Here is a 23947-nt window from a genome sequence, read left to right as displayed (position 1 = left end):
CTAGGCTCCGTTCAGACGCTCGGATAGGTAGGTCGTGACCTGGTCAAGGGCCACGCGTTCCTGCGCCATGGTGTCGCGTTCGCGGATGGTGACCGCGTGGTCATCGAGAGTATCGAAGTCCACGGTGATGCAGAACGGGGTGCCGATCTCATCCTGGCGGCGGTAGCGGCGGCCAATGGCGCCGGCGTCGTCAAAATCGATATTCCAGCGCTTGCGCAGCTCGGCGGCCAAGTCCTTGGCCTTCGGGGACAGCGATTCGTTGCGGCTCAACGGCAACACGGCCGCCTTGACCGGTGCCAGACGCGGATCCAGCTTCAGCACGGTGCGCTTGTCCACGCCGCCCTTGGTATTCGGTGCTTCGTCCTCGGTGTAGGCATCCACCAGGAAAGCCATCATGGAACGGGTCAGGCCGAAGGAAGGCTCGATCACGAATGGCACGTAGCGTTCGCCGGAGGCCTGGTTGAAGTACGACAGATCGGAACCCGAAGCATCCTTGTGGCTGGTCAGGTCGTAGTCGGTGCGGTTGGCGACGCCCATGAGCTCGCCCCATTCCGAGCCCTGGAAGCCGAAGCGGTACTCGAAGTCGATGGTGCCAGCCGAATAGTGGGCGCGGTCGTCTTCCGGCACGTCGAACTGGCGCAGGTTCTCCGGGTTGATGCCCAGATCCAGGAACCAGGCCCAGCAGGTGTCAACCCAGTGCTTGAACCACTGATCGGCGTCTTCCGGAGCGGTGAAGAACTCGATTTCCATCTGTTCGAACTCGCGGGTGCGGAAGATGAAGTTGCCTGGGGTGATTTCGTTGCGGAACGCCTTGCCGATCTGGCCGATGCCAAAGGGCGGCTTCTTGCGGCTGGCGTTGAGCACGTTGGCGAAGTTCACGAAGATGCCCTGCGCGGTTTCCGGGCGCATGTAGGTCATGCCGGCTTCGGTATCCACCGGGCCGAGGAAGGTCTTCATCAGGCCGGAGAACTGCTGCGGCTCGGTGAACTGGCCTTTGGTTCCGCAGTCGGGGCAGGCGATCTCGCTCATGCCGTCCTTTGGATCACGGCCCTTCTTGGCTACGAATGCCTCGATCAGGTGATCTTCGCGGTGGCGCTTGTGGCACTGGGTGCACTCGACCAGCGGGTCGGTGAAGGTCTTGACGTGTCCGGAGGCTTCCCAGACAGCCTTAGGCAGAACGATGGAGGAGTCGAGCCCCACCATGTCTTCGCGTCCGCGCACGAAGCTCTGCCACCATTCACGCTTGATATTTTCCTTCAGCTCGGTGCCTAATGGCCCGTAATCCCATGCGGATCGGGAACCACCGTAAATTTCACCAGCCTGAAAAACGAATCCGCGACGCTTCGCGAGGGAAATAACCTGATCAAGCTTGGACTGTGGCGCCATCTTCAACTCCAAAGGAAAGTACGAGGCCGCTGGTTGCGGTCCGTAGGAAACACATACCGGTTAAGCCTATCGTGTCTGCTCGGGCTGGCGCACACCAAGGGATATTCCCTTGCGCTTCGCGCCTGACATCGTTTGGGCGGTCGCCAGTTCCTTGCTCTCGGGGCGCCCAGAATTCTGCCGCCGTCGTGCGGAATGCCAGATTTAGCCATACCTCGGACGATGCGCTGTCGGCTCCACCACAGATACGGGATTTTCCAAAAATTCATTTATGCGCGCCGTCCGATGTGCGCGATGATAGAAGCATGGCAAATTCCGAGGTATTCTCCATCCAGATCCGCGACGAATCGATTCGTCTGGGACAGCTGCTCAAGCTCGCTTCGTTGGCAGAAGACGGCATTCACGCAAAGCAACTGATCGAAGAGGGCCTTGTACGGGTCAACGGCAAGGTCGAAACGCGCCGCGGCGCTCAGATGCGCCAAGGCGACAAGGTCACCGTCCAAGGCGAATCCGTCGTTGTCGAAACAGCTTAGTTCGAGGTAGTTGAACACCCCTTTGTGGCGGCGGCTAGGAGTTCCAGGCCGCCGCCACGAGTCTTTGCAATTCCGCGAGGCTCAGGCCGGCGGCCTTTGCGTTGCCAGCGAGTGCGCGAGTTTCGGAGAGCAGCGCGGTGGTGAGAATCTGTCCCGGATTCACTCGGGTTCCGTTGGCTCGCCCGGTGCGTACCAGGCCGGCGATTTCAAGTTCCTTATACGCCTTGGCCACCGTACCTACGGCAACACGCAGGTCACCTGCGAGCTGCCGCACCGGAGGTAGCCTCGTCTCGGCGGCGAGCTCCCCACCTTGGATCATCGCGGCAAGCTGGGCTCTGATTTGTTCGGATGGCCCGCTGGGATCCGAAGGGTCAAGGGTGATCACGCGCTTACCCCCTCCCCTATTTCCTTATCCGTCGCCTTGAAAATCGTGGCAATCCAGCCAGCCAGCTGACCGAGAAGTATTGCACCGACGACAAGCACCAACAGCCCCAGGCCCGCAAGGCTCAATGCCAGTGCCGCGTTCCACAGGTCCGTGGAACCTTCGGGTAGGGCTCCGCGTGTGTAGGTTTCGCCAACTACAAAATTCAGCGTGTAACCAGCGTTGTAGATGGCTGACGCAGCCATGGCGAGCAACGGCAACAACTGAAAACAAAGCATTGCGCTGAACCCGGTGCTCAGCACGTAAGCATTATGTGTGCGCACCGCGTTGTCGAAACCTTGGAGCGCAGGGCTGCGCAGGCTCGGACGCCGAGCATTGCGGTTCAACGCCCACAAGGTCAGTAGCGCCCCCAGCACGAGGAACACCAGCAGCGGAATTCCGTAGTACCAGCCGGGGAATGGCCCCGTGGCGCCGTCACCGAGCGACACCTCGGTGACCATCATGTTTTCGTCGAGACTGGCGCCGTTGGCGGAAGCATAGGGCAGCATGCGGTATCGCCCCCGTTCGTCCGGGGAGGATGCTAAGCCCGCAACGAGCAGTCCGATCAGGGTGGCTCCGAGCATCACTCCAGGGACAATTATCCCCCAAGCCGGGCCAAACATTCCCGTCGATCGCGGAGTGAGGTCTGCGCTGACACGCGCGCCGTTCCCTTCTTCGGCACCGGCGAAATCGTGCGGGATGGGGAAGATGATAAAAACAATGGCTACCAGTATCCAGATGCCGACTGGAGCCGCGACAAGCTGCAGCCCATTGGCCTTCGGGAAAGCTTGATTGAGGTAAATTGCCCAAGTGCCAGCAAGTAGCGCAACTATCAGCGCCGCCATGTTCCGTGCACGCACGGCTCGCAGTACCTTCCCCGCAATTCCCGCTTCGGCGGCGGCGCCGCGATGCGCCAGATTCACCAGGTCAGCCCGCCGCTGCGATAACACGCCACGACGAATCAGCAAGGTCAGGGCAAGCCCGAATCCTATTAGCACCAAGAACGGCAAGACGTTGCTCATGTGAATTCCTCACGTGATGAGAGGCACACCGGCCTCCCGCTTGTATCATTGGAACAATACAAGCAGGAGGCAACGCCTTGTGTCAATAGGTTGATACAAGGCGTTTAGGTTGCAGCTCCTTGGAGTACTACGGCGCTGAGGAACTCATGCACGTGCGCCATCTCCTGCGCGTTCACCGAGTGCAGCATATTCGAGTAGAGCACCTTGGTGACGTGAACGTCGCTGGTGGCCCACCCGTGCGTGTATTCAATTTTTTCGGCGGTAATCACCGGATCATCCTGATCACGGCCCCAAAACAGTGGCTTGCGCATCTGGCGCAGCTTTTCGTCTTGGAAGAAGCCGCTGCCCTCTTCCGGCACCGCAAACCCCGAAAGGCCGACAACTGCCGTGATCGCCTCCGGCTGATGCCGCAACAGCGAAGTTGCCACGGCCATGCCCATCGAGAAGCCCAGCAGGCTCACCGAAGAGTGCTGCCTGGTGATCGGTTCGAGCCAGCTCCACAGGTCCGAGATTGCGGCCTTCACCTCATCGAAGGAGTAATCCAGGTCTTGCATCAGCGGAAACCACGTGAAGCCGGGCCCCAGCGCCTGAGGCGCACGCACCGAGACGATGGTGAACTCTTTGGGAAGCATGGGAGCCAACCCCATGAGATCTTCCTCGTTGGAAAGATAACCATGAAGCAAGACCAATAGCGGCGTGCCGGCTCTTTCGGCTTCGGGCCGGGACCAAATGACGGTGGGATTCCAGATATTTTCACTCACGCATCAAGTCAACCAGATGCCAGCAGGGATTCGGCAAATCGATTCACCGGCTGGGTCGCCATTACAATAATGTAACGTTTGGAATAAATAAGGGAAGGCTGAAAGATCCATGGTTGACTAGCGATATCAACATGCGTTGCGGCATTCCGAACAACGCATTGAGGGCTACCCGACGTGCGCGGAGCGAACATATTGGATGACATGAATATCACTGAGGTTGCAGCAGAAATTACAGAACTCACTCAGGAAGAATTTGATGAGCTCAGCGAGCTCAATGATTCGACTCCTTTCGGTTATGTGGATGATGACTCCGCCGGAAGCTTTGGCGCTCTTGACACGCTCTTTAACGCGATGCCTTTTGCTTTCGGAGCCATCGTCGCTCTTTTTGTCCTCATGGCGGCCGCTACCACCTTCTTGCTTGTGCGTAATTTCAAGTCAACCAAGCAATCCGGGGCCAAATACTACTCGCCGCAGTCCGATCCAGGAATACTGCCGGCCAACGCTCACCTGTTGGCGCGGAATAAGAACTTGGAGCAGAAACTCGCAGAGCTAGTTGATCTGTTCGCTCGGCGAATCATCACCCGCGAAGAATATGCCGCGGCTCGCAGCAAGGCGCTGCTGGGGTGACCTCCCGCTGGCGCCATTGACAGCTAGTTACCGAAAAGTAACAATATTGTTGTGTCTGAAAATTCTGCGTCCGAATCATCCCTCCCCGCTCACGAAACAAGTCACCCCTGGCGCCGGTACGTGGCGCTGGGAGACTCCTTTACCGAGGGTATCGGGGACCCCGACCCGCAGAACCCGGGGCGGCACCGCGGCTGGGCAGATCGTCTCGCCCAACAGTTGAGCACCACCGTTCCGGACTTTTCCTACGCAAACTTGGCCATCCGTGGGCGGCTGATCGGCCAGATCATTTCCGAACAAGTGACCCCGGCAATAAATCTCAAACCAGACTTGATCAGCATTTGCGCTGGAGGAAACGATGTCATTCGCCCCGGCGGCGATCCGGACAGAATCGCCGAACAGCTAGAGCGGGCGATTAGCGATCTGAGCAAGACCGGCGCAACAATACTATTGCTCACCGGACCCGATATTCGCGATACGCCTGTCCTTGGCGGCATACGCGGGAAAGTCGCCATATACAACGAAAACGTGCGGGCAATTGCGCAACGTTACGATGCTGTGGTGGGCGACCTCTGGGCCTTGAATGAGCTGCGCCGAACACGCATGTGGGACCCCGACCGGCTGCATTTCTCTCCACTGGGACATCAGCTCATCGCCGCGATGGCCTTGGATGCGTTGAACGTACCCCACGAGCTGTCCTTGAATGCTCAGCTGGACAACGCGCCACGAAGCTGGCGCGAAGCGCGAATCGAAGATCTGCAGTGGGCACGCGAGTACTTTGCGCCATGGGTTTTGCGCCGCATTCGACACCAGTCTTCCGGTGACGGGGTGACGGCCAAACGCCCGGTACCCACCCCGTTCACCCTGCCACCGCCGAATGAGTCATTGGGCGCTGGGGATAGCGCCCCTATGCAGGACTGAGCCCCACGACGCACAATGGAACGCAGGTTGATGCACCGCTTACTGGTGGATCAACCTGCGTTCCTTTTATGTTTGGATACTTAGCTAAGCGAGTTCCTAGTCGTCAAAAACCAGGGCCTGCAAGACCGGATCAAGCTGCTTGGCATCCGTCAGGAAGCCATCGTGGCCAATCGGTGAATCGATGTAATGCACCGGTTTCGGCTTCGGCAACGACGCAGCGAGCAGTTCAGACTGTGCCGGGAAGTACAGCCGATCGCTGCTGACCGCGGCAACCACCACGTTCACCTTAGCCAGACGGGCCAAGGCATCACGTAGCGAATCGTATCCGCGAGCAACGTCGTGGCTCATCAAGGCCTCGGTGATCACCAGATAGCTATTCGCATCGAACCGATGCACCAGCTTGGTCGCTTGGTGATCCAGGTAGCTTTCCACCTGGTAGCGTCCGCGTGCACCTTCCGAGGTATCCAGTGGCTGTTCCCCGGGCTGCGGCTTGCGCGCGAAACGCGTCTCCAGCTCGACTTCGGAGCGGTAGGTGATATGCGCCAGTCGGCGGGCTAGGCCCAAGCCGGCATCCGGGCGCACACCGTTGACGTAGTAGTCGCCTTGCGCAAAATTTGGATCGAGGCGAATCGCCTCGGTCTGCACCTGCGCAAATGCGATCTGCTCCGCCGTAGCTTGCGCGCTGGAGGCCATGACAACCACGTTCTTGACCCGTTCCGGAAATTCGACTGCCCATTCGAGGGCCCGCGCTCCACCCATGGAACCACCGATGACCGTATGCCAGGTGTGCACCCCGAGCAGGTCGGCCAGGCGCGCCTCAAGGCGCACCGAGTCTTTGATCGTGACGAAGGGGAAACGTGAGCCCCAGGCTTCGCCGTGTTCGTCGAGCGAACCGGGCCCGGTGGATCCATTGCAACCACCAATGATGTTGATGGCCAGGACAAAGTAATTGTCTGTATCAACGGTCAGCCCGGGGCCGACAAAGTCTTCCCACCAGCCCGGGGTCTGCGAATCTCCCTGCGATACGTGAGCATCACCGGTCAGCGCGTGCATAACCAGCACCGCATTTGACCCGTCCTCGTTCAGCTGCCCCCATGATTCATAGGCCAGCTCGATACGCGGCAGGTATCCACCGGTTTCGAAGGTGTACTCCCCCACGGACGCGCGGCGCAAAATGCCGTCCTGTCCGTCGGCGAGGTTCTTCGAGTCGAGAGTCTCTTCGGTAGTCACTATGGATGCCATGCCTAGAGGGTTTCCTGCAATTCCTGGTTGGCAGGCTCTGCGATCGCAGCAAAACCAAGTTGCAAGTCAGCGAGTATGTCCTTGATGTTCTCCAGCCCCACGCTCAGCCGAACGAGCCCCGGGCGCACGCCGGCCGACAGGCGTTCCGCCTCGGTCAGCTGTGCATGGGTGGTCGAAGCGGGGTGAATCACCAGCGAGCGAACGTCGCCGATATTCGCCACATTTGAATGGAGTTCTAGGGCATCTACGAATGCCTTGCCCGCTTCGGCGCCGCCGGCAACGTCAAAGGCGATGACCGCCCCAACACCGTTTGGCGCATATTTCTGGCCACGCTCAAACCATGGCGAGGAAGGCAACCCGGCATAGGCGACCTGCTCGACTTGGCCATGGCCTTCAAGCCAGGCGGCGACTTCCTTGGCATTCTGCACGTGGCGTTCCACACGGAGCGACAGGGTTTCCAGCCCTTGGGCAATCAAGAAGGCGTTGAAGGGTGCCACCGATGAGCCCAGGTCGCGCAGCAACTGCACGCGTGCCTTGAGGATGTAGGCGAGGTTTGCGCCGAGAATGCCGTTGACGCCCAGATCTCGGGCGAACACCAATCCGTTGTAGGACTCGTCCGGGGTGTTGAAATCAGGGAAGCGTTCCGGATCCTTGGCGAAGTCGAACTTCCCCGAATCCACGATGACGCCGGCAATGGCGGTGCCGTGCCCGCCGAGATACTTGGTGGCCGAGTGGATGACGATGTCCGCGCCCCACTCGATCGGACGGATCAGGTATGGGGTGGCCAAGGTGTTGTCCACCAGCAACGGAACACCGGCTTCGTGGGCAATCTCCGAGATTCCCTCGATGTCCAGGATGTCCTGACGCGGGTTGGAGACCACCTCGCCGAAGAACGCCTTGGTATTTGGCTGCACAGCCTCGCGCCACTGCGCCAGGTTATCCGGATCGGCCACGAAGGTGACCTGGATGCCGAGCTTGCGCAACGTGTGCTTGAACAGGTTCTGCGTTCCGCCATACAGGCTTGGGCTGGCAACGAGGTGGTCGCCGGCGTGGGCCAGGTTCAGGATGGCGAAGGTGGTGGCCGCCTGCCCGGAGGCGAGCAAAAGTGCGCCGACACCGCCTTCGAGGTCGGCAATGCGGTTTTCGACGGCTTCCTGGGTTGGATTTCCAATGCGAGTGTAGATCGGCTCCAGCTCCTGCAAGGCGAAGCGCGCGGCCGCGCTCTCTGCGCTGGGGAAGACGAACGAAGACGTCTGATAGATCGGCAAGGCACGCGCTCCGGTAACCGGGTCGGGCTGTTGTCCGGAGTGGATCTGACGCGTCTCAAATGACCAGTTGTTACTCATGGTTTCCTCCATATAGCTTGTTGACTATGGGGGTACACCACTAAAAAACACACCGACAGGAAGCTCCTCGTCGAGGTACTTTCCAGGGGGTAACCCGCGCTTGTCCTAGACACAGTTTGTGCCGAGGGCCAGGTCTTCACCCGGGGCACCCCACCGCGGAGGAGGGTTGCCGCCCAGTAAGCCGGGGCTTGTTACTGGGACTCATGACCTGACACAAGTCTGCCGGACAACCGAAGATCTTGGCAATATGAAGTGGCTCAAAGTGACGCAATCGGTCATATTGCACTTTTATAACGCAATTTATGCAGAGCGTTCGATCGCCAGTTCGCCAGTTAGGGTAGCCTAAGTCGAGACTTGAATCACATAGTGACATGATGGGCACATGATGAGGCTAGATCACGTTACGTACGCATGTGGCCCGGACGGGCTCATGCCAACCGCCGAAAGAATCTCCGAGGCTTTGGGCTTGGAATTCGTCAAGGGAGGCGTGCATCCGCGATTCGGAACTCGCAATGTAATTTTCCCGCTCAAGCATGACCAATACCTAGAAGTAGTTGAAGTTCTGAACCACCCCGCTAGCGACAAGGCACCGTTTGGGCAGGCGGTCCGTGCCCGTTCCGAGCTGGGCGGCGGATGGATGGGATGGTGTGTTTCAGTTGAGGATCTCTCAAGCGCAGAAGAGCGCCTGGGACGCAAATCGGTTCCGGGTAACCGCAAGTTCCCTGACGGCCGCGAACTCACCTGGCAGCAGATTGGCATCAAGGGTCTGATCGCGGACCCGCAGGTTCCATACTTGTTGCGCTGGGACGCCGGCACCGAAGACTTGCACCCTTCCCGTGCGCTGGATCCCGCTGGCCAGATCCAGAGCATTGCCATTGCCGGTTCACGCGACCGAGTCCTTGATTGGCTGGGGCAGCCAGAAAACGTGAATCTCGGTGCGGTGAGCATGGAGTATGAAGCACCCAACGGGACCCCGGGCATCTTGTCTGTAACTTTCGAAACCGATAACGGTACCGTGGTGCTGTAAGACAAGGTACGCACGAAGGTAGGTGGGGGCAATGGCGCCCCCACCTACTCTTCTTTAATGCCAGTTGTGCGCTCAAACTGGCAAGGCTCTGCTCTGCCTATAGCCGCTTGCCCAAAACCACAATGTCTTGGGTTTCGTAGCCTTGCTGCTCGTAGAATCGAATGACCTGCGAGTTCTCGGAGCGAACCATCAGCTGCACCTTGGGCACCGAACGTCGGCGCAACCAATCGGTGGCCGCGCCAACGATCTGTTGGCCCAGTCCTTGGCCCTGGCTCTCGGGACGGACCGCAACGTAGTACAGCCACCCGCGGTGACCATCAAAACCACCCATCGCGGAGGCAAGCAGCGCTCCGTCGCGGTGCCCCACAAGAATTGTGGATGACTCGTTGCGTAGCGCTTGTTCCGCATCGGCCAGCGGAACATTCCAAGGCCGGGTGAGTTCCACCCGTTGCCAGAGTGCGACCACCTCGGCAAGGCCATTCATCTGAAGCTCGCTAATCTGCATTTTCGCTCCCCTGCTAAAAGCACTCAGAAATTGGGCCATCATGAATCTGGAAAGCGCTCAGGCACCAATGCCGATGGCCGGGCCGATGAGCAAGAAGCCTACAAAACCAACGGCATCCAGCAGGAAATGCGCGATGACCAGGGGCATGACGCGACCGTATTTATGATAGATCCAGCCAAAGACCACACCCATGGCGAAGTTGCCGATCATCGGTCCGGCCCCTTGGTACAGATGATAGCTTCCGCGCAACAGGGCCGAACCGAGAATCAGCACCCAGGGTCCAAGATTGAGTCTCTTGCCGTAGCCGAAGAGGAAAGCCAACATCACGACTTCCTCCAGTACTGCATGGCGTACCGCTGAAAGGACCAGCACCGGCACACTCCACCAGTAGTCTGCGAGATTTGCCGTGGCCAGCGCTGTGGTGATGCCGAATGCCCGACCCGCTGCATATACGCCTAGCGTGCCGATTCCCATGACGAGAAACAAGCACACCCCGAGCAGCGCATCCTTGCCAGGACGACGGAAATCGAAGCCTATGTCCCTGATGCTTCGTCCGAGCGTTCGATGCATGAAATAGAGCGCGAGGGCCACCGGGAGCAGGGCGAAAAGGATATCCAGGAGCTGGTACGCCAGGTCAAAGTATTCTCGCGTGTTCAACGGATTGTTCATGGATGTGGTCTGCTCGCGCAGTGGCGCACGAGTCGCCTTGTCGGCAAAGCTGATAAGCGAATACACGGCGCTCTGTCCGAGAGAGAGCCCTAGAACGAGGAAAATCTCAATCTTCAGGATGCGAGTGCCGCTCGTCGTCAATGTCTTTTCACCAGTCACATATCGATCATAGACTTCGACTGCTGTGCTGCGGCTGAGCAAGGAGTCCGAGCGGATCTTGCTGCAGCGCCTGACCATGCTTCAGCGTTGGCCCGATGCACTTACTGTGCCGCAGACATTCCCGTTTTGGTGATGACCGGGATTCCTGCCATGGCAAGGGCCTCCCGTTGCTCGTCCGTGATCTGATCGTCGGTGATCAGGCCGGTGAGGTTTTCGCGATCTAAGATCACGAAGGAATGCCCTCCGATCTTCGAAGCATCTGCCACCAGGTAGCTCCTACGAGACTGGTTGATCATCAATTCGTTGACTGCTGCTTCCATCTCATCGCTGACCATCGCTCCGATGCTCGGTTCCAGCGCATTGATGCCTACAAAAGCCATATCGAGCGTGATTTTGCCAAGCGAATTTTGCGCTAGCGGGCCGACAAGCTCGTAGGAGCGCTCGTTGAGCACCCCACCGGTGACCATAACGCGAATGTGCGGGCGCACGGCGAGCAAAGAGGCGATATTGACTGCGTTGGTAACTACGGTGAGGGTGATACGACCGGGCTCCCCCACTAGATCCTGGCGCATGCCCAGTTCAATGGCTATTGCTTTAGTGGTAGTGCCCCCAGAAAGTCCGACCACGGTATCGGCTTCAACCATGCCAGCGGCGAGCCTTGCGATCTGAAGTTTGCGTTCGTCATGGTCTTCACGCTGATACCGCGAGGGAAGGTCGTAGGCGACCGTGTTTGAGACTGCACCACCGTGGGTTCGGGTGAGAAGCGAGGCATTGGACAGCGAGTCCAGGTCCCGTCGTGCAGTCGCAGGCGAGATTTCCAGCTGCTGAACAATCTGCTCGACATCAATCTGGCCATTGCTAGCCAGGAGGTCGAGGATATGGTTCAGGCGTTCCTCGCGTTTCATGGATCCAGCTCTCTAATAGTGCAAATCATCAAGTAAATTGCGTAGTTCTCTAACCTGTTGTTCATCAACGGCCAGGCTCTGCGCATAAGGTATTTTGGCGGAGAAATGAACCGCCGCTATGCCTGTGGCATAAGCCGCACGCACGTCCCGTGGCTTCATGCCACCACCGGACATGATTTCAATTCTTCCTTCGGCACGCTGCACCATGCGTTTGATCATGGGTAGCCCTTCACCAACCGTACTTCGTCCTCCGCTAGTCAACACTCGTGTGACCGGAAGTTGCAAAAGCTCAAGGACGCTGTGCGCAGGATCGGGCGTTGCATCGATGGCGCGGTGCACCGTGATTTCCATTTGCGAATTGATCTGCCGCCCAGCCTCGATCAGCACGCGAATCCCCGGGATATTTAGGGATCCTTCAGCGGTCGAAGCCCCGATGACCAGTCCTTGCACTCCTTCGAAGGCAAGCCGCTGCGCCTGTCTGACCAGCAAATCTAGTTCCTCGGCAGTGTAGGTGAAATCACCGGGACGCTCACGCAAAAGTGCATGTACGCCAAGCGGGGGCGACTGCTCCAGGGCTTTGACCAGCAGTTCGGGGCTTGGGGTAAGCCCGCCGAGTTCCAACGCTTGGCATACTTCGATTCTGTCGGCTCCTGCCCCCACCGCGCGCGCGGCACAGCTTGGTGAAGTTGCAACGATTTCCAGCGCAGGCGCGTTACCTGGCATAGCTATTTCACCGCCCCAGCGGCAAGGCCACCGATCAGTCGTTTTTCAATCAGGGCGAACAGAATGATCACCGGAACAATCGCGACAATCGAAACCCCAAAGACGTACTGCCAGGCGGTGGAGTACTGTCCCACGAACTTCGTCAACGCCACGGAGAGCGGCTGATTCTCGGCCGTCGACAAGATCACCAATGACGCTGCGAATTCGTTCCAGCAGGAGACAAAGGTGAAGATCACCGCGGTGACGATGCCCGGCCAAACCAAGGGCAGATTGATGGTGAAGAGCACGCGCAGTTTTCCTGCACCGTCGATTTGCGCGGCTTCGTCGATGCTGCGCGGAACGCCTGCGAAGAAGGAGTGCATGATCCATACGGCGAAGGCAAGGTTAAAGGCCGCATTGATCAGAATCATGGCCAGCCACGTGTCATGTAGATCCCACGCAAGCATCTGCTTAAACAGGCCGGCGGTAAGCACCGCAGGCTGCAGCATCTGGGTCACAATGACCAAGAACATGAACACCATTTTGCCCGGGAACTTAAAACGGGCCGTGTAATACGCCGCCGGGGTAGCTACCAAAAGCACCAACAGCGTGGCGAAAACCGAGATGACAATCGTGGAAATGAGGTTATATGGGACCGGTGTCTCTGGAGTCGCCCACATCGAAGCGTAGTTCGACCATTGTGCACCTTCACGCGGGAGATAATCCGGCGGAATAGAGAGGATTTCCGCCTGTGTTTTTATGGAGCCAATGAGCATGGTCAGATATGGCAGAAGGAAGATTAGAACAACTAGTACACCGATCAGCATGCGCATGATCACCGTCTTGCGCGAGGCACGATCGGCGGTGACGAGAAACGCCATCTCTATACCTCCTGCATTGGTTTGACGGACTTGACGTAGATGGCCACGATGACAACAACAATGGCGAAGTTCACCACGGAAAGTGCTGAGGAGATATCCAAGCGGCGATCAAATTGCAGAACCTTGAATATGTAGGTCATGAGCGTGTCGGCGCTGTTTCCCGGAATCGAACCGGTCATCACCTTCAGAATAGGGAGATTATTAAAAACGTTGATGATGTTGATCAGAGCCGCGACGGCGAGCGCCGAGCGCAGCTGCGGGAGGATCACGAAGATGTAGGTTTTCCATTTACCTGCCCCGTCCACCCGAGCTGCCTCTAGGGTTTCTTCCGGGATGGCCTGCATCCCGGCGAGCAGCGTATAGGTGGTAAAGGGTATCGAAACGAAAATGGCAACGACGATCGAAACCAGCATCGCTGGGACCGCATTTTTAGTCCAACCGAACCCTTCGTCCATGAGCCCTATGTCGATGAAGAACTTGTTGAAGATTCCGTAGTTGGGATCCAAGCCGTAGTAGAACACTGTCGTGGTCATGACTACCGAGGCGGCCCAGGGAACGATGACGGCCATTCGCACAAAAGTGCGCCCGGGGAACGGCTTGTTCAAGAATTGGGCGAGAGCCAATGAAAGAAGCACCGTGATCACGACAACGGAGAGGACCCAAACCACGGTGTTGATCATGATCCGAGGCAGTGCCGGATCTTGGAAGACCGTGACGAAGTTGTCCAATCCGACAGAATGAAGGTCGGTGCCAACCGATGAAATCTTACGGGTCGAGTTGTAGATCATGTAACCGGCCGGATACACCACCATGGCCAAAATCAAGAGCAAAGCCGGCCCTATCCAGGGCACTGAGGACAGCAATGACTGCGAGTCATTACCGCGTTTGCGTCTCTTGGCAGGTGCCGGGGTGACCTGTAACGAGGTACTCACGCTCTGCTCTCCTTTATTCTTTCGGCGCCACGGGAAAACTACGAGGGCCGGCCGTATCGTTTGGTTCGGCAACAGAGGCCCGGCGAAACACTCGTCGGGCCTCTTATTGCGTGGTTACTTGGATTCACCCAGGCTGCTAGCTGGCCGCGTCAGCCTTGGCTTGGATGCCCTTGAGCACGTCCTCGGCGGACTTACCGGTACCCAGTTCGCCCATCAGCGATTTGAAAGCACCGTCGGTCGCATTCCATGCGGGGTTGGTCGTGGGGTAGAAGACCGCGTTCGGCAACATGTCCAAGAATGGCTTGAGGACTTCGTCCCCGGCGAGCTTCTCGGAACCGGACTGGGTAGTTGGAAGGAATCCTTCGGTGCTGACCCAATCGGTGTAGACATCGGCCGAGTAGAAGTAGTCCATGAATTCCTTGACGGCTGCCGATTTGCTTCCGTCATTCTTGAAAGACATCAGCCGATCCGCGACGCCTAAGGTTGCAGGTTCCCCTGTCTTGGTGGCGACCGTGGTAACCCCGTATTTCAGATCGGGGTTTTCCTTTTCAATCTGCCCCACGGTCTGTGGCAGTGCATAGGCGAAACCTAGTTGGCCCTGGATGAAGGTGTTCAGCATAGGGGTGCGCTGGGTAGCGCCCGGATCGTTTTGCGTGACGCCGTCATCGATCATTTTCTTCATGAATTCGGCGGCTTCGAGGTTTTCCGGGGTGTCCACGGAGATCGAATCTGCATCACCGAAGTTGCCTCCGTTTCCCGCAAACCAGATCAGTGACTCGCCTTGGGCTTCTTCGCTGCCCAGAGGCATGCCGTAGCCGTCCGCCTTGGTCTTTTCGCTGATCAGCTTTGATGCTTCGTAGAGTTCATCCCAGGTCTTTGGGACGTCCTGGACTCCGGCTTCGTCCATCAGCGTCTCGTTGTAGAACAGCGCGCGGGCCGAGGCAATCAGTGGCAGTCCGTACTGGGTGCCTTCAAATTTTTCGGCATCTGCGAAGGCGGGCTGGAAGTCCTCAATGGTTTCGGGTGAAGCGACATCTGAGACCGGAGCAAGCAGTCCTTCTGCGGCGAACTCGGCAAAGGCGCCACCGTTGTAAATATCGGGTGCCTGGTTACCCTGAAGTTTGGTCTTCAGTACGCCTTCAAGATTTTCCCACGATTGCACCTCGAGGTTGATGCTGATGTTGCTGTGTTCGGCTTCGAAGTCTTCGATCACACCTTCCCACAGGGCCTTGGTGCCTGTGGAGTAGGTAGGAACGAGCATTTCCAAAGTGGTGTTTTCGCCGCCCGCCGCATCTGTGGAGGCATCGCTTTCACCGCCAGAAAAACCGCAGCTGCTCAACAGCAGCGCTGCCGTTGCAGACAGGGCCACCACCGCGGTACGTGTAGTTCGTTTCATCTCTGCTCCTCATTGTCGCGCCATTGCGGCACCCTACTCGGTGTGAATGATTCTGATTTTTTTGGCGACTTATAGTCAGAAAAAAATCAGCCTACACCGATTATGTAGTGATAGAGATCACTGGTCAAGGCTTCATGATGATATTTTTAGAGTTAACTAGGCGCTAAAAGATCATAAACAATCACTTCGGGATGAATTTTTCTACGTTCGGGACGTAAGGTGACGGATAGGCATCACCGCATGCCTTGGACGTACTCATTCGCGCGGCAGTGCAACGATTCACGCCGGCTCGGTTCCGTTCCAGCCCTGTCGGGTAGAGCTCCGCGAAGAGAATTACGGATTCTGGGCAGGGTGGGATTTTGCGTGCCCTAGAAGCAGCCAACGAAGAATACACGCGCAGGCCCAACCGCAAGGGCCAGAAATTGGCCTTGAAGTCCGACGTGGTTGGGCAGGAGCGGAGAACTGTCCCTTCGGCGGATTGCCACCGATCCGCGACAACGGCTCATGGCTTTTAGGCAGAGGCAAAGAGCTTGAGCAGTCGCGCTGCCTCGATTGCCATCTGGGTTCGCCCGGCAGCCATGTATTTGCGCGAATCCACCGCTTCGGGATGTTCCGCGAGCCATTGCCGTACCGCCCGAGTAAAGTACCCGTTCAAATGCGTAGAGACATTGATCTTGCGCATCCCGGCCCGGATTCCGTCGACCAGTGTTTCGTCGGGCACTCCCGAGGACCCATGGAGCACCAGCGGAATGTCCAGACTTTCCTTAAGCCGCCCAATGAGCTCCAGATCCAGTGTCGCACCGCGGTGCAACATCGCGTGCGACGAACCGACAGCAACGGCCAATGCATCTATGCCGGTCAGCGAGGAGAAATGGGCTGCCTCGCCTGGGTCGGTCCGGACTCCGGGAGCATGAGCCCCGTCTTTTCCGCCGATCTCCCCGAGCTCGGCTTCAACATAGGTTCCGGTGAGTTTCGCGGCCGCAACTACACGGCGGGTGGCTGCGACATTATCTTCAAAGCCCAGCTTCGCCCCGTCGAACATCACGGACCCGAAGCCAAGCTCTAGCGCTTGATAGACCAACTGTTCGTCTTCTGCATGGTCCAGGTGCAGGGCCACTGGCACGCTGGCCAGTTCGGCCAACGCCTTGCTGGCCGCGGCAATGGGCGCTAGTCCCCCGTGGTATTTCACGCAGTTCTCGCTAATCTGCAAGATCAACGCGGTATTCGCCAGTTCGGCCCCTTGAATGAGGGCTTGCGCCGTTTCTAGATGAATGACATTAAAGGCGCCTTGTCCAAAGGCCCCTGCCTGTGCGAGGTCCATTATTTCTCGGGTGGGCACCAATGGCATGGGCGTTTCTCCTTAGATTTCGGCGTTTGCCGGCAGAATTTGATACTCGACTTCGTCGAAGAGCTCTTGATGAGCAGGCGCAAGGGCACCTGCGGTGGGCATGAGCACCGTGGACGCAGACCAGGCCACGGCGAGCCGCAAGGTAAATTCAGGTTCTTGCTCACGCAAATAGCCGGTCATGATTGCTGCCACGGCCGAGTCTCCGGCGCCAGTCGGGTTTCCGCTGAGGGACCTTGGCAACACCGCATGGCCTATGGCAGGGGTAGCCGAGGAAAAACGGAAGATGCCGCGCGCACCGGCGCTCAGGAATACCTCCGTGGCTCCGAGGTCGATCAGCTTGCGTGCGCCCAAGGCCAGGTCCTGGCAGCCTGTTGCCTCGCGTAATTCGTATTCGTTGGGCTTGAGCACCGCATGATGCCGGGCAGCTTGCAGGAGCCATGGGCCGGTGGCATCGACGAGCACCGGGCATCCACGCGCGGTTGCGAGGTTGATGAACTCTCCGATTAGTCCCGGTTCGGTTCCCGGAGGCCACGAACCGGAAATGTTGACCGCGGTGGCAGCACCGAGTGCTTCCGCATAGGCGGCAAGAATGTTTTTCCATTGCCGGTCGTCCAGCGCCTGTCCGGCCTGATTGAATAACGTCGTGGTATTCGCCTGCGGATCGTGAAAGGCCATAGAACGCCGGGTGGACGCGGTCACCGGGATGCTTCTGAAGGGCAGGCCGCTGCCCAGCACATTCTCGGTAAATTCAATCCCGCTGTTACCGCCGGTGGGGCTGAGCGCAAGCACCGGGTGATGCTGAGAGTGCAGGACCCGGGCCACGTTGATTCCCTTGCCACCGGCTTGGGAGGTCGGTAACGGAACTCGATGGCTCGAATCAAGCGTGAGGTTTTCCACCGTGTAGCTCTCATCGATGGCAGGGTTCGGGGTGAAGCTGAGAATCATGGAGTTTTCCCCTGATTTTTCACGGATGCTTCTTGAGCCAAGATCAATGAACCGCGCAGTCCGGCGTTGGCCCCGAGCTGTGCTGGAACCAAGCGAGGTTTACGATGAAATGAAAGCCTGGCATACAACGCAACTTGCAACTCCTCGAAGAACCGGTCTCCGGCTTGCGCTAGTCCGCCACCGATCACAATGCCTTCGGGCGCAATCGATGCGCATTGTTGGGCGAGCGTGAAGCTCAGCGCCTCAATGGCGTCGGCAATGACTTGTGCCGCTGCGCTGTCTCCCGCCTTGCGGGCCTCGAAGACCTCCTTGGCCCCGCCGCGGCGGCCGGTGCGCTGCTCGTATCTGCTGGCGATGGCGCCCGCAGAACCCAGAGTTTCCAAACATCCGGTGTTGCCACATTTGCAATCGAGCCCTCCGGGAACTTGCGCATGGCCCAGTTCGCCCGCATATCCACCGGAACTGACTATCCGCCCGTCAACAAGCAGCGCGGAACTGATTCCGGTTCCGATGATCATCACGACCGTGCTGCGTTTCAGGTCCGGATCGGCAGCGCCACTTCCAAACTCCAGTTCGGCCCGGGCCGCCAGCGTGACGTCATGCCCGAAGCCGACGGGCAGGCCCAAGGCTTGCTCTGCCATTTGGCGCAGTGGCGCCCGACGCCAGCCAAGGTTGGCGGAAAAGATCCCGATGCCGTGCTCGGCATCAACTAGTCCGCATACCACCAGCCCTGCGGCTAGCGGCGTCTGCCCGGAAAGCTTGCGAAGCCTCGCCGCCAGTTCAACCAACTGCCTCATCAGCGTGGCGGCTGCCAGCTCGGCACCAGCCACGATGGTCGGCTCGCGCAGAACGTGCAGGAACTGGCCATGCTCATCGGCAAGGGCTGCCTTGATGTCTGTTCCACCGACATCAAAAAGTAGGAAATGCTCACTCATGTGGCTAGCTCAGTCTTCCAAGATCACCGAACGAGTGAGGTTACGTGGACTATCCGGGTCCATACCGCGAGCTCGCGCACGGTCTAAAGTGACGCGGTGAACGTAGGCCAGTTCCGCCAGCGGGTGCCGATCATTATTGACGTAGATGGCCCCCGTGCGCTGAACCTGTGCGCCCAGACCTTCCGGTTCTTCACCGAACATCCAAGTCACCCGGTTTGGTGCGGCAATGGCAATTGGCCCGTGGCGGTAGTCCATCGCCGGGTACGCCTCGGTCCACCCTTGGACCGCTTCGCGCATTTTGAGGGCAGCTTCATGGGCCAGCCCCACGCTGAAACCGCGGCCAAGGAAGGTGAATTGTTCGGCTTCGATGAGTTGCTGGGGCGTCTGCGCGTTGACCAGTTCCCCGGCCTGCACAATTGCCTCGTCCAAATCGATGCCCACGCTGGAGAGCAGATAAGCCAAGGCGGTGGTCGCGAAGCGAGTCTGAACCACCGAACGCTCGTCTGCATAGGAAAGTTCGACTACCGCGTCGAGCTTTTCCATGATTGGCGAGCTGACATCGCCAATAATTCCAACCGTGCGCAGGGAACCTCGGAGGTCATCAAGGACCTGAAGCACCTCGGAGGTCGTGCCTGAACGGGTTATGGCAACCAGTACGTCGTAGTCGCGGGTGGTGATTCGGGCTTCCGAGGCGGCGAATGCGTCGGTGATCCCCTGGCCTGCCGCTTCGCGCGCCGCGGCATAGGCCTCGGCCATGAACCATGAAGTGCCGCAGCCAATGACCGCGACTTTAAGACCCGGTGCTGGCAGCAGGTTCTCACTTTTTTGCTGCGCCACTGCTCGCCGCCACATCTCTGGCTGTGAAACTAGCTCCTGCTCCATATGCGCACCCAGCACGACTTGTTCGCTCACGGCAGCTCTCCCCTTCCGGGATCAAATTCTCAATATCTAGTCGGACAGAATCTACATTTTGATGTTTTGTGATCTTTTCAAGATACTAACAATCACAAACGATCTTTAAACGAGTATAGAGTTAGAACCCGCTCTTGAGAATGCCTCGGGGAAAAATAAATGCGCCGCCCCCTACTTAAGGGAGCGGCGCATCGCCACGACTCTTGCACCGTCACCTTTTCAGGTCCGAGGGCGCAGAACGGAGATTAACTATTCAGAGCAGCGATAGCGGCATCGTAATCTGGCTCGGTGGTGATCTCTGGAACGATCTGGCTGTAAACAACCTTGCCGGTTTCATCCAAAACGACCACAGCGCGGGCCAGCAGGCCTGCCAGCGGGCCGTCGATCTGGGTTAGGCCGAAGTCAGCACCGAAATCCGAGCGGAAGACGGAAGCTGCCACAACGTTCGCGATGCCTTCGGCGCCACAGAAGCGGCCCAAGGCAAATGGCAGGTCGGCGGAGGCGCACACCACGGTGGTGTTTTCCAGGCCGGCAGCCAGCTCGTTGAATTTACGGACGCTGGCAGCGCATACGCCGGTATCAACGGATGGGAAGATGTTCAGCACCACGCGACGGCCGGCCAGTGATTCACTGGTGACCTCTGCGAGGTTGGTGTCGGTCAGGGTGAAGGAAGGTGCCTGCGCGCCAACGGCAGGCAGCTCGCCAATAGTCTGGACAGGGGTATCTTTGAATGCAGTAATAGCCATACTTCATTGTCTATCACGAATGGCCAGATCCCAGCCATATTTCGGCCAGAGCGCAACGAAGCAAAGCTCACTTTCACCCTTCGCCCCGATTTTTCGCAGCACAAGCGTACCTTCCCATGACAGACTCAGTGCATGGATACGGCCACCGACCTCAACGCATATGCAGCAAAAATGCGTGCGTTAACCGAAGAAGGTACTGATCTTGAGGTCGACGTTCGCTTCGTGGACATGCTTTCTTCACGTGCCGCAACGATCTTGGACATCGGTTGCGGCATTGGAAACGCCGTCCACGGGTTAAGGTTCCGCGGTCACAACGCCTACGGGATCGATCCCACCGAAGCAGTGCTGCAGGTCGCCGCGGAACTCCACGACCCGGCATGGTTCCGCCCCATCAGTGCCACCGAGATTTCCGTTGATAATTTAGTCCGTGCCGAGCTTCCCGTTGCCTACGATGCAATACTGCTGTCGGGAAATGTTCCTGCGTTCCTGAGCCCGGCCGAGTTCAGCACCTGCTTTGCACTGCTTGGCGAACTGCTTAGACCCCAAGGTGCACTCATTCTCGGAACTACCAGCGCGTTGCGCGGCGGCCCGAAAGATCAAGATGAAGCCTCGAAGACGACCGAGCTGCTGCTCACTCACCGTTACGCGGATTGGCATCTGAACCCTTTTTCGGATGATTCCCCCTGGTCCGTAAGCGTCTTCGCCCGCACCGAAACACGCGAGTTTCCGCAAACTCCGGACGGAAAGTTCATCCTCGGTCGCTGACCAGTTCCCCGGCCCGATACACGCTGTGGGTCAGAGGCATTCCCGGACGATAGGCAAGGTGAGCCGCCGTGGCTGCTTGAAGTACGTGCAGGTCCGCGCGCTTCCCGACCTCGATCGAGCCGACTTTATCTGCCACTCCGAGCGCCATCGCACCGCCCATGGTGGCTGCCTCAATCGCTTCGGCGAGGCTGAGATTCATTTGCAGCACCGCCGTCGCCACACAGAAATTCATGTTGCTGGTGTAGCTGGTGCCGGGATTGCAGTTGCTGGCCAAGGCGATCACCACTCCGGCATCCAGCAGTTCACGCCCCGGAGCCAGCGGCTGGCGGGTGGACAAGTCGCAGGCCGGAAGGCAGGTGGCGACCACTCCGCGGTCGCCCGTGCGCTGTCGGGCATTCCACGCTGACCAGGTTCCGGCGAGCGCATCGATGTCGCCGAGCTCCAGATAGTTCACGTGGTCCACCGAGAGGCTGCCGAATTCGACCGCCAGTCGAGTTCCGGCGCCCGGGCCTAACTGGTTTCCGTGGATCTTGGTGGCCAATCCCCGATCCTTTGCCGCTTGCAGCACCTTGCGCGATTGCGCTTCGCTGAAGGCTCCGCGCTCGCAGAACACGTCCACGAAATCTACGGTTCCGGCCACGGCGTCAAGCATCGGTCCGGCCACCTCCGCGGTGTACTCGTCCGCGTCCCGTCCGGCAGGGACGAGGTGTGCGCCGAGAAAGGTCACCTGATCGACCAGCTCCCGGGCCAATCGTGCATGGCGGACCTCTTCATCGAGGGTCAGCCCGTAGCCGGTTTTGGTTTCCATCCAGGTGGTGCCCATGGCCAAGGCTTCCGCCCGGCGTGCGGATACCAGTTCACGCAGCGCTTGGTCATCGGTGGCCCGGGTAGCCGTGGTAGTCACGGCTATTCCGCCCGCCGCATAGTCTTCCCCGGCCATCCGGGCCACGAATTCATCCGCGCGATCTCCGGCGAAGATCAGGTGGCTGTGCGAATCCACCCAACCGGGCAGGACCGCGCGTCCGTCCAGATCCGTGACCTTCTCTGCCGACGGTGCCTGCTGCGCTGCACCCACCCAATCGATGATTCCATCGCGGATCAGCACCGCCGCGTTGCTGAGCACGGTGCCCTCGCGGTCTACGGTGCACAGCTGGGAGATGTTGGTCAGTAAGTGGGTGTTCATCTACCTTGATTCCTTGGGTTCACTGCGTGTGAGGGCACCCCTGCCTCTGAGGTGTGCCCTGAGGGCCTCCTCAGAGACTATTCAATAGAACCTGGCCAGTGAAGTTCCGCGGCCAAATTGAATCCGGTATTTCGGACAAAGTGAGCCGCCCCAGCAATGCGCTGAGGTGGCTCACTATCCAGTGTGGCGTAGCCGTCTAGCGGTATTGGCGCTCCCTGCGGCCCTGCGCCGGAACGATGTTCTGGTTCACCCGGAACAGGTTCCCCGGGTCATAGACGGCCTTAATGTGGCTCAGCCGCTCATAGTTTTCCCGGTAAGCGCTCTTCACCCGATCCTCGCCCTCGTCCATCAGGAAGTTAACGTACGCACCTCCCGCGGTGGTCGGATGCAGGGCCTCGGAATAGGCTTGCGTCCAATCGGTGATCAGCTTGGCCTTGGCCGGATCTGGATCCACCCCGACGATGACTCCGGCCCAGCCGCCCTGGCGGTAGGCGAAGGCCGTGTCCTCGACCGGAACACGTGCTGCCGCCCCGTCGATGGGATACAGGTGCATGGTGGAGTGGCCCGTGGGAAGCTGCGCACCGAAGTAGTTGTGGACCTCGATCGCGGTGTCGGTCAGCTCGGTGACGAAGTCCGCCCTCCAGTACCACTGCATCCCCGCCGGGTAGAGCGCATCGAAGGCCTGCTGCAGGATGTTGAACGGCATCTCGTGCGGCCCCACCAAGAGCGGGTTGCCGAATTCCTTCACCGGGGCCATCACCTGCTCGGCCAGCTCATGGGCTCCGGTGTAGCACCAGAGGATCCCGCAGGCCTGCCGGCCCCACAGCTCCTCCGGGAACGGCGCGGCACCCGGGATGGTCAGCAACCCGATCCAGCCCGAAAGTTCCTCCGGCAGCGAAGGCTGTATTTCCCGGTACCAGCGCATGACCTCGGTGGTGTCGGAGATGTCGTAGAGCACCGGCCCGCCGATAATGATCCCGTTCTCGCCGATGTCGTGGGTGCGGAAGGTGAAGGAGGTGACGACCCCGAAGTTTCCGCCTCCCCCGCGCAAGGCCCAGTACAAGTCCGGGTGGCGGTTCTCATCGGCGGTGACCAGGGCGCCATCGGCGAGCACCACATCGGCGGAGAGCAGGTTATCCACCGTCAGTCCGAAGCGCCGGGTCAGGTAGCCGATGCCGCCGCCCAAGGCCAAGCCTCCCACGCCGGTGGAGGCAATGAAGCCGCTCGGGGTTGCCTGGCCGAAGGCCACCGTTGCATGGTCCACATCTGCCCACGTGGCGCCGCCGTCGACCCGCACGGTGTGCGCCGCAGGGTCCACGGTGGTGCTACGCAGCGCCCCCAAGTCGATGACCAGCGCGTCGTCGGCGATGCCCAGGCCTCCGGCGTTGTGCCCGGCGCCGCGTACCGCGAGGAGAAGCTCGTGCTCGCGCGCGAAGTTCACGCAGGTGATCACGTCCGCGGTGTCCGCCACGCGGGCAATGGCTGCCGGATATTTGTCAATCATCGCGTTGTATACGGCGCGGACCTTGTCATAGTCGGGGTCCTCGGGCAAGGTCAGCGGCCCGCGCAGCGCTGCCGCGAGGTCTGCAAGGATTTCTGTCTTGCTACCCATGACCAACTCCTTCGTTCGGTTCTCTTGCTGGGTTTTACCCACCCTAGGAGCCCGCGCGTTCGTCTGGCGTTC

25 protein-coding genes and 1 riboswitch are annotated in these 23947 nt (G+C 59.1%); of the genes, 5 read left to right on the top strand and 20 right to left on the bottom strand.

The genetic code is table 11. From position 1 onward, the window contains the following. A complete protein-coding gene (locus CQ019_RS13255) occupies window positions 1-1386 on the bottom strand; it encodes a glycine--tRNA ligase (RefSeq protein ID WP_105553760.1) in 1386 nt (461 codons plus the stop codon). Window positions 1387-1688: 302 nt separating this feature from the next. Here CQ019_RS13255 and CQ019_RS13250 point away from each other — a divergent pair, with 302 nt between their 5' ends. After that, the gene (locus tag CQ019_RS13250) at window positions 1689-1916 is read left to right on the top strand and encodes an RNA-binding S4 domain-containing protein (RefSeq protein WP_105553761.1); all 228 of its coding nucleotides are present in this window, start codon (window positions 1689-1691) and stop codon (window positions 1914-1916) included. A 34-nt stretch (window positions 1917-1950) separates the two neighbouring features. Here CQ019_RS13250 and CQ019_RS13245 read toward each other — a convergent pair whose 3' ends face one another. The 3 genes from CQ019_RS13245 to CQ019_RS13235 form a co-directional block, all read right to left on the bottom strand. Further along, window positions 1951-2301, bottom strand: coding sequence for a GntR family transcriptional regulator (locus tag CQ019_RS13245; protein ID WP_105569905.1), 351 nt, complete (start codon window positions 2299-2301; stop codon window positions 1951-1953). After that, window positions 2298-3359: a hypothetical protein gene (locus tag CQ019_RS13240; protein ID WP_105569904.1), complete on the bottom strand. Its 1062-nt coding sequence runs from the start codon at window positions 3357-3359 to the stop codon at window positions 2298-2300. The genes CQ019_RS13245 and CQ019_RS13240 overlap by 4 nt, the downstream gene beginning before the upstream one ends. Window positions 3360-3463: 104 nt before the next feature. After that, window positions 3464-4120 (bottom strand): alpha/beta hydrolase, encoded by a 657-nt coding sequence (locus tag CQ019_RS13235; protein WP_105569903.1) that lies wholly within the window; start codon window positions 4118-4120, stop codon window positions 3464-3466. A gap of 201 nt (window positions 4121-4321) precedes the next feature. Here CQ019_RS13235 and CQ019_RS13230 point away from each other — a divergent pair, with 201 nt between their 5' ends. Together CQ019_RS13230 and CQ019_RS13225 are read left to right on the top strand one after the other, a co-directional pair. Beyond that, window positions 4322-4747 carry a hypothetical protein gene (locus CQ019_RS13230; RefSeq protein WP_146113375.1) on the top strand — a complete coding sequence of 142 codons (426 nt, stop codon included), beginning with the start codon at window positions 4322-4324 and terminating at the stop codon, window positions 4745-4747. Window positions 4748-4798: 51 nt separating this feature from the next. Beyond that, complete coding sequence (locus CQ019_RS13225; RefSeq protein ID WP_105553766.1) at window positions 4799-5665, top strand: SGNH/GDSL hydrolase family protein; 867 nt, start codon at window positions 4799-4801, stop codon at window positions 5663-5665. A 96-nt stretch (window positions 5666-5761) separates the two neighbouring features. Here the strand turns inward: CQ019_RS13225 and CQ019_RS13220 are convergent, their stop codons facing one another. After that, window positions 5762-6907 carry a homoserine O-acetyltransferase gene (locus CQ019_RS13220; RefSeq protein WP_105569901.1) on the bottom strand — a complete coding sequence of 382 codons (1146 nt, stop codon included), beginning with the start codon at window positions 6905-6907 and terminating at the stop codon, window positions 5762-5764. Between the two features lie 2 nt (window positions 6908-6909). Further along, a complete protein-coding gene (locus CQ019_RS13215) occupies window positions 6910-8253 on the bottom strand; it encodes a bifunctional o-acetylhomoserine/o-acetylserine sulfhydrylase (RefSeq protein WP_105569900.1) in 1344 nt (447 codons plus the stop codon). Between the two features lie 91 nt (window positions 8254-8344). After that, a riboswitch (SAM riboswitch) is annotated at window positions 8345-8462 on the bottom strand. Window positions 8463-8635: 173 nt separating this feature from the next. On the opposite strand from CQ019_RS13215, the gene CQ019_RS13210 reads away from it, so the two are divergent. Beyond that, window positions 8636-9280 (top strand): VOC family protein, encoded by a 645-nt coding sequence (locus CQ019_RS13210; RefSeq protein ID WP_105553769.1) that lies wholly within the window; start codon window positions 8636-8638, stop codon window positions 9278-9280. Window positions 9281-9377: 97 nt separating this feature from the next. Here CQ019_RS13210 and CQ019_RS13205 read toward each other — a convergent pair whose 3' ends face one another. The 12 genes from CQ019_RS13205 to tpx form a co-directional block, all read right to left on the bottom strand. Then, window positions 9378-9785, bottom strand: coding sequence for a GNAT family acetyltransferase (locus CQ019_RS13205; protein WP_219844260.1), 408 nt, complete (start codon window positions 9783-9785; stop codon window positions 9378-9380). 57 nt (window positions 9786-9842) lie between these two features. Continuing rightward, entirely contained in the window at window positions 9843-10595 is a 753-nt protein-coding gene (locus tag CQ019_RS13200; protein WP_374954796.1) for a CPBP family intramembrane glutamic endopeptidase, read from the bottom strand. A 119-nt stretch (window positions 10596-10714) separates the two neighbouring features. Continuing rightward, entirely contained in the window at window positions 10715-11518 is an 804-nt protein-coding gene (locus tag CQ019_RS13195; RefSeq protein WP_105569897.1) for a DeoR/GlpR family DNA-binding transcription regulator, read from the bottom strand. 12 nt (window positions 11519-11530) lie between these two features. Further along, window positions 11531-12241, bottom strand: coding sequence for a copper homeostasis protein CutC (locus CQ019_RS13190; protein ID WP_105569896.1), 711 nt, complete (start codon window positions 12239-12241; stop codon window positions 11531-11533). A 2-nt stretch (window positions 12242-12243) separates the two neighbouring features. Beyond that, the gene (locus CQ019_RS13185) at window positions 12244-13101 is read right to left on the bottom strand and encodes a carbohydrate ABC transporter permease (protein ID WP_219843930.1); all 858 of its coding nucleotides are present in this window, start codon (window positions 13099-13101) and stop codon (window positions 12244-12246) included. 2 nt (window positions 13102-13103) lie between these two features. Continuing rightward, window positions 13104-14033 (bottom strand): carbohydrate ABC transporter permease, encoded by a 930-nt coding sequence (locus CQ019_RS13180; RefSeq protein ID WP_105569895.1) that lies wholly within the window; start codon window positions 14031-14033, stop codon window positions 13104-13106. A gap of 136 nt (window positions 14034-14169) precedes the next feature. Next, window positions 14170-15429, bottom strand: coding sequence for an extracellular solute-binding protein (locus CQ019_RS13175; protein WP_105553775.1), 1260 nt, complete (start codon window positions 15427-15429; stop codon window positions 14170-14172). Between the two features lie 511 nt (window positions 15430-15940). Next, window positions 15941-16777, bottom strand: coding sequence for a class II fructose-bisphosphate aldolase (locus CQ019_RS13170; protein WP_105553776.1), 837 nt, complete (start codon window positions 16775-16777; stop codon window positions 15941-15943). A gap of 12 nt (window positions 16778-16789) precedes the next feature. Next, window positions 16790-17722: a 1-phosphofructokinase family hexose kinase gene (locus tag CQ019_RS13165; protein WP_105569894.1), complete on the bottom strand. Its 933-nt coding sequence runs from the start codon at window positions 17720-17722 to the stop codon at window positions 16790-16792. Next, the gene (locus tag CQ019_RS13160) at window positions 17719-18657 is read right to left on the bottom strand and encodes an ROK family protein (protein WP_105569893.1); all 939 of its coding nucleotides are present in this window, start codon (window positions 18655-18657) and stop codon (window positions 17719-17721) included. Before CQ019_RS13160 ends, CQ019_RS13165 begins: the two co-directional genes overlap by 4 nt. 9 nt (window positions 18658-18666) lie before the next feature. Continuing rightward, window positions 18667-19539 carry an SIS domain-containing protein gene (locus CQ019_RS13155; protein ID WP_374954795.1) on the bottom strand — a complete coding sequence of 291 codons (873 nt, stop codon included), beginning with the start codon at window positions 19537-19539 and terminating at the stop codon, window positions 18667-18669. A gap of 275 nt (window positions 19540-19814) precedes the next feature. Further along, entirely contained in the window at window positions 19815-20315 is a 501-nt protein-coding gene (gene tpx, locus CQ019_RS13150) for a thiol peroxidase (RefSeq protein WP_105553780.1), read from the bottom strand. Between the two features lie 132 nt (window positions 20316-20447). Between tpx and CQ019_RS13145 the strand changes: the two genes are divergently transcribed. Further along, entirely contained in the window at window positions 20448-21080 is a 633-nt protein-coding gene (locus tag CQ019_RS13145; RefSeq protein ID WP_105569891.1) for a bifunctional 2-polyprenyl-6-hydroxyphenol methylase/3-demethylubiquinol 3-O-methyltransferase UbiG, read from the top strand. On the opposite strand, the gene hutI is transcribed toward CQ019_RS13145, so the two are convergent. Further along, window positions 21064-22263, bottom strand: coding sequence for an imidazolonepropionase (hutI, locus tag CQ019_RS13140; RefSeq protein ID WP_105569890.1), 1200 nt, complete (start codon window positions 22261-22263; stop codon window positions 21064-21066). The two genes, CQ019_RS13145 and hutI, sit on opposite strands and share 17 nt — an antisense overlap. 196 nt (window positions 22264-22459) lie before the next feature. Beyond that, a complete protein-coding gene (locus CQ019_RS13135) occupies window positions 22460-23875 on the bottom strand; it encodes an FAD-binding oxidoreductase (RefSeq protein ID WP_105553783.1) in 1416 nt (471 codons plus the stop codon). Window positions 23876-23947: the final 72 nt, after the last annotated feature.

This window comes from Arthrobacter sp. MYb229, from assembly GCF_002975405.1.
GTDB lineage: Bacteria > Actinomycetota > Actinomycetes > Actinomycetales > Micrococcaceae > Glutamicibacter.
The sequence above is the reverse complement of the archived record's forward strand: the minus strand, read 5'-3'. Positions and strand labels throughout refer to the sequence as shown.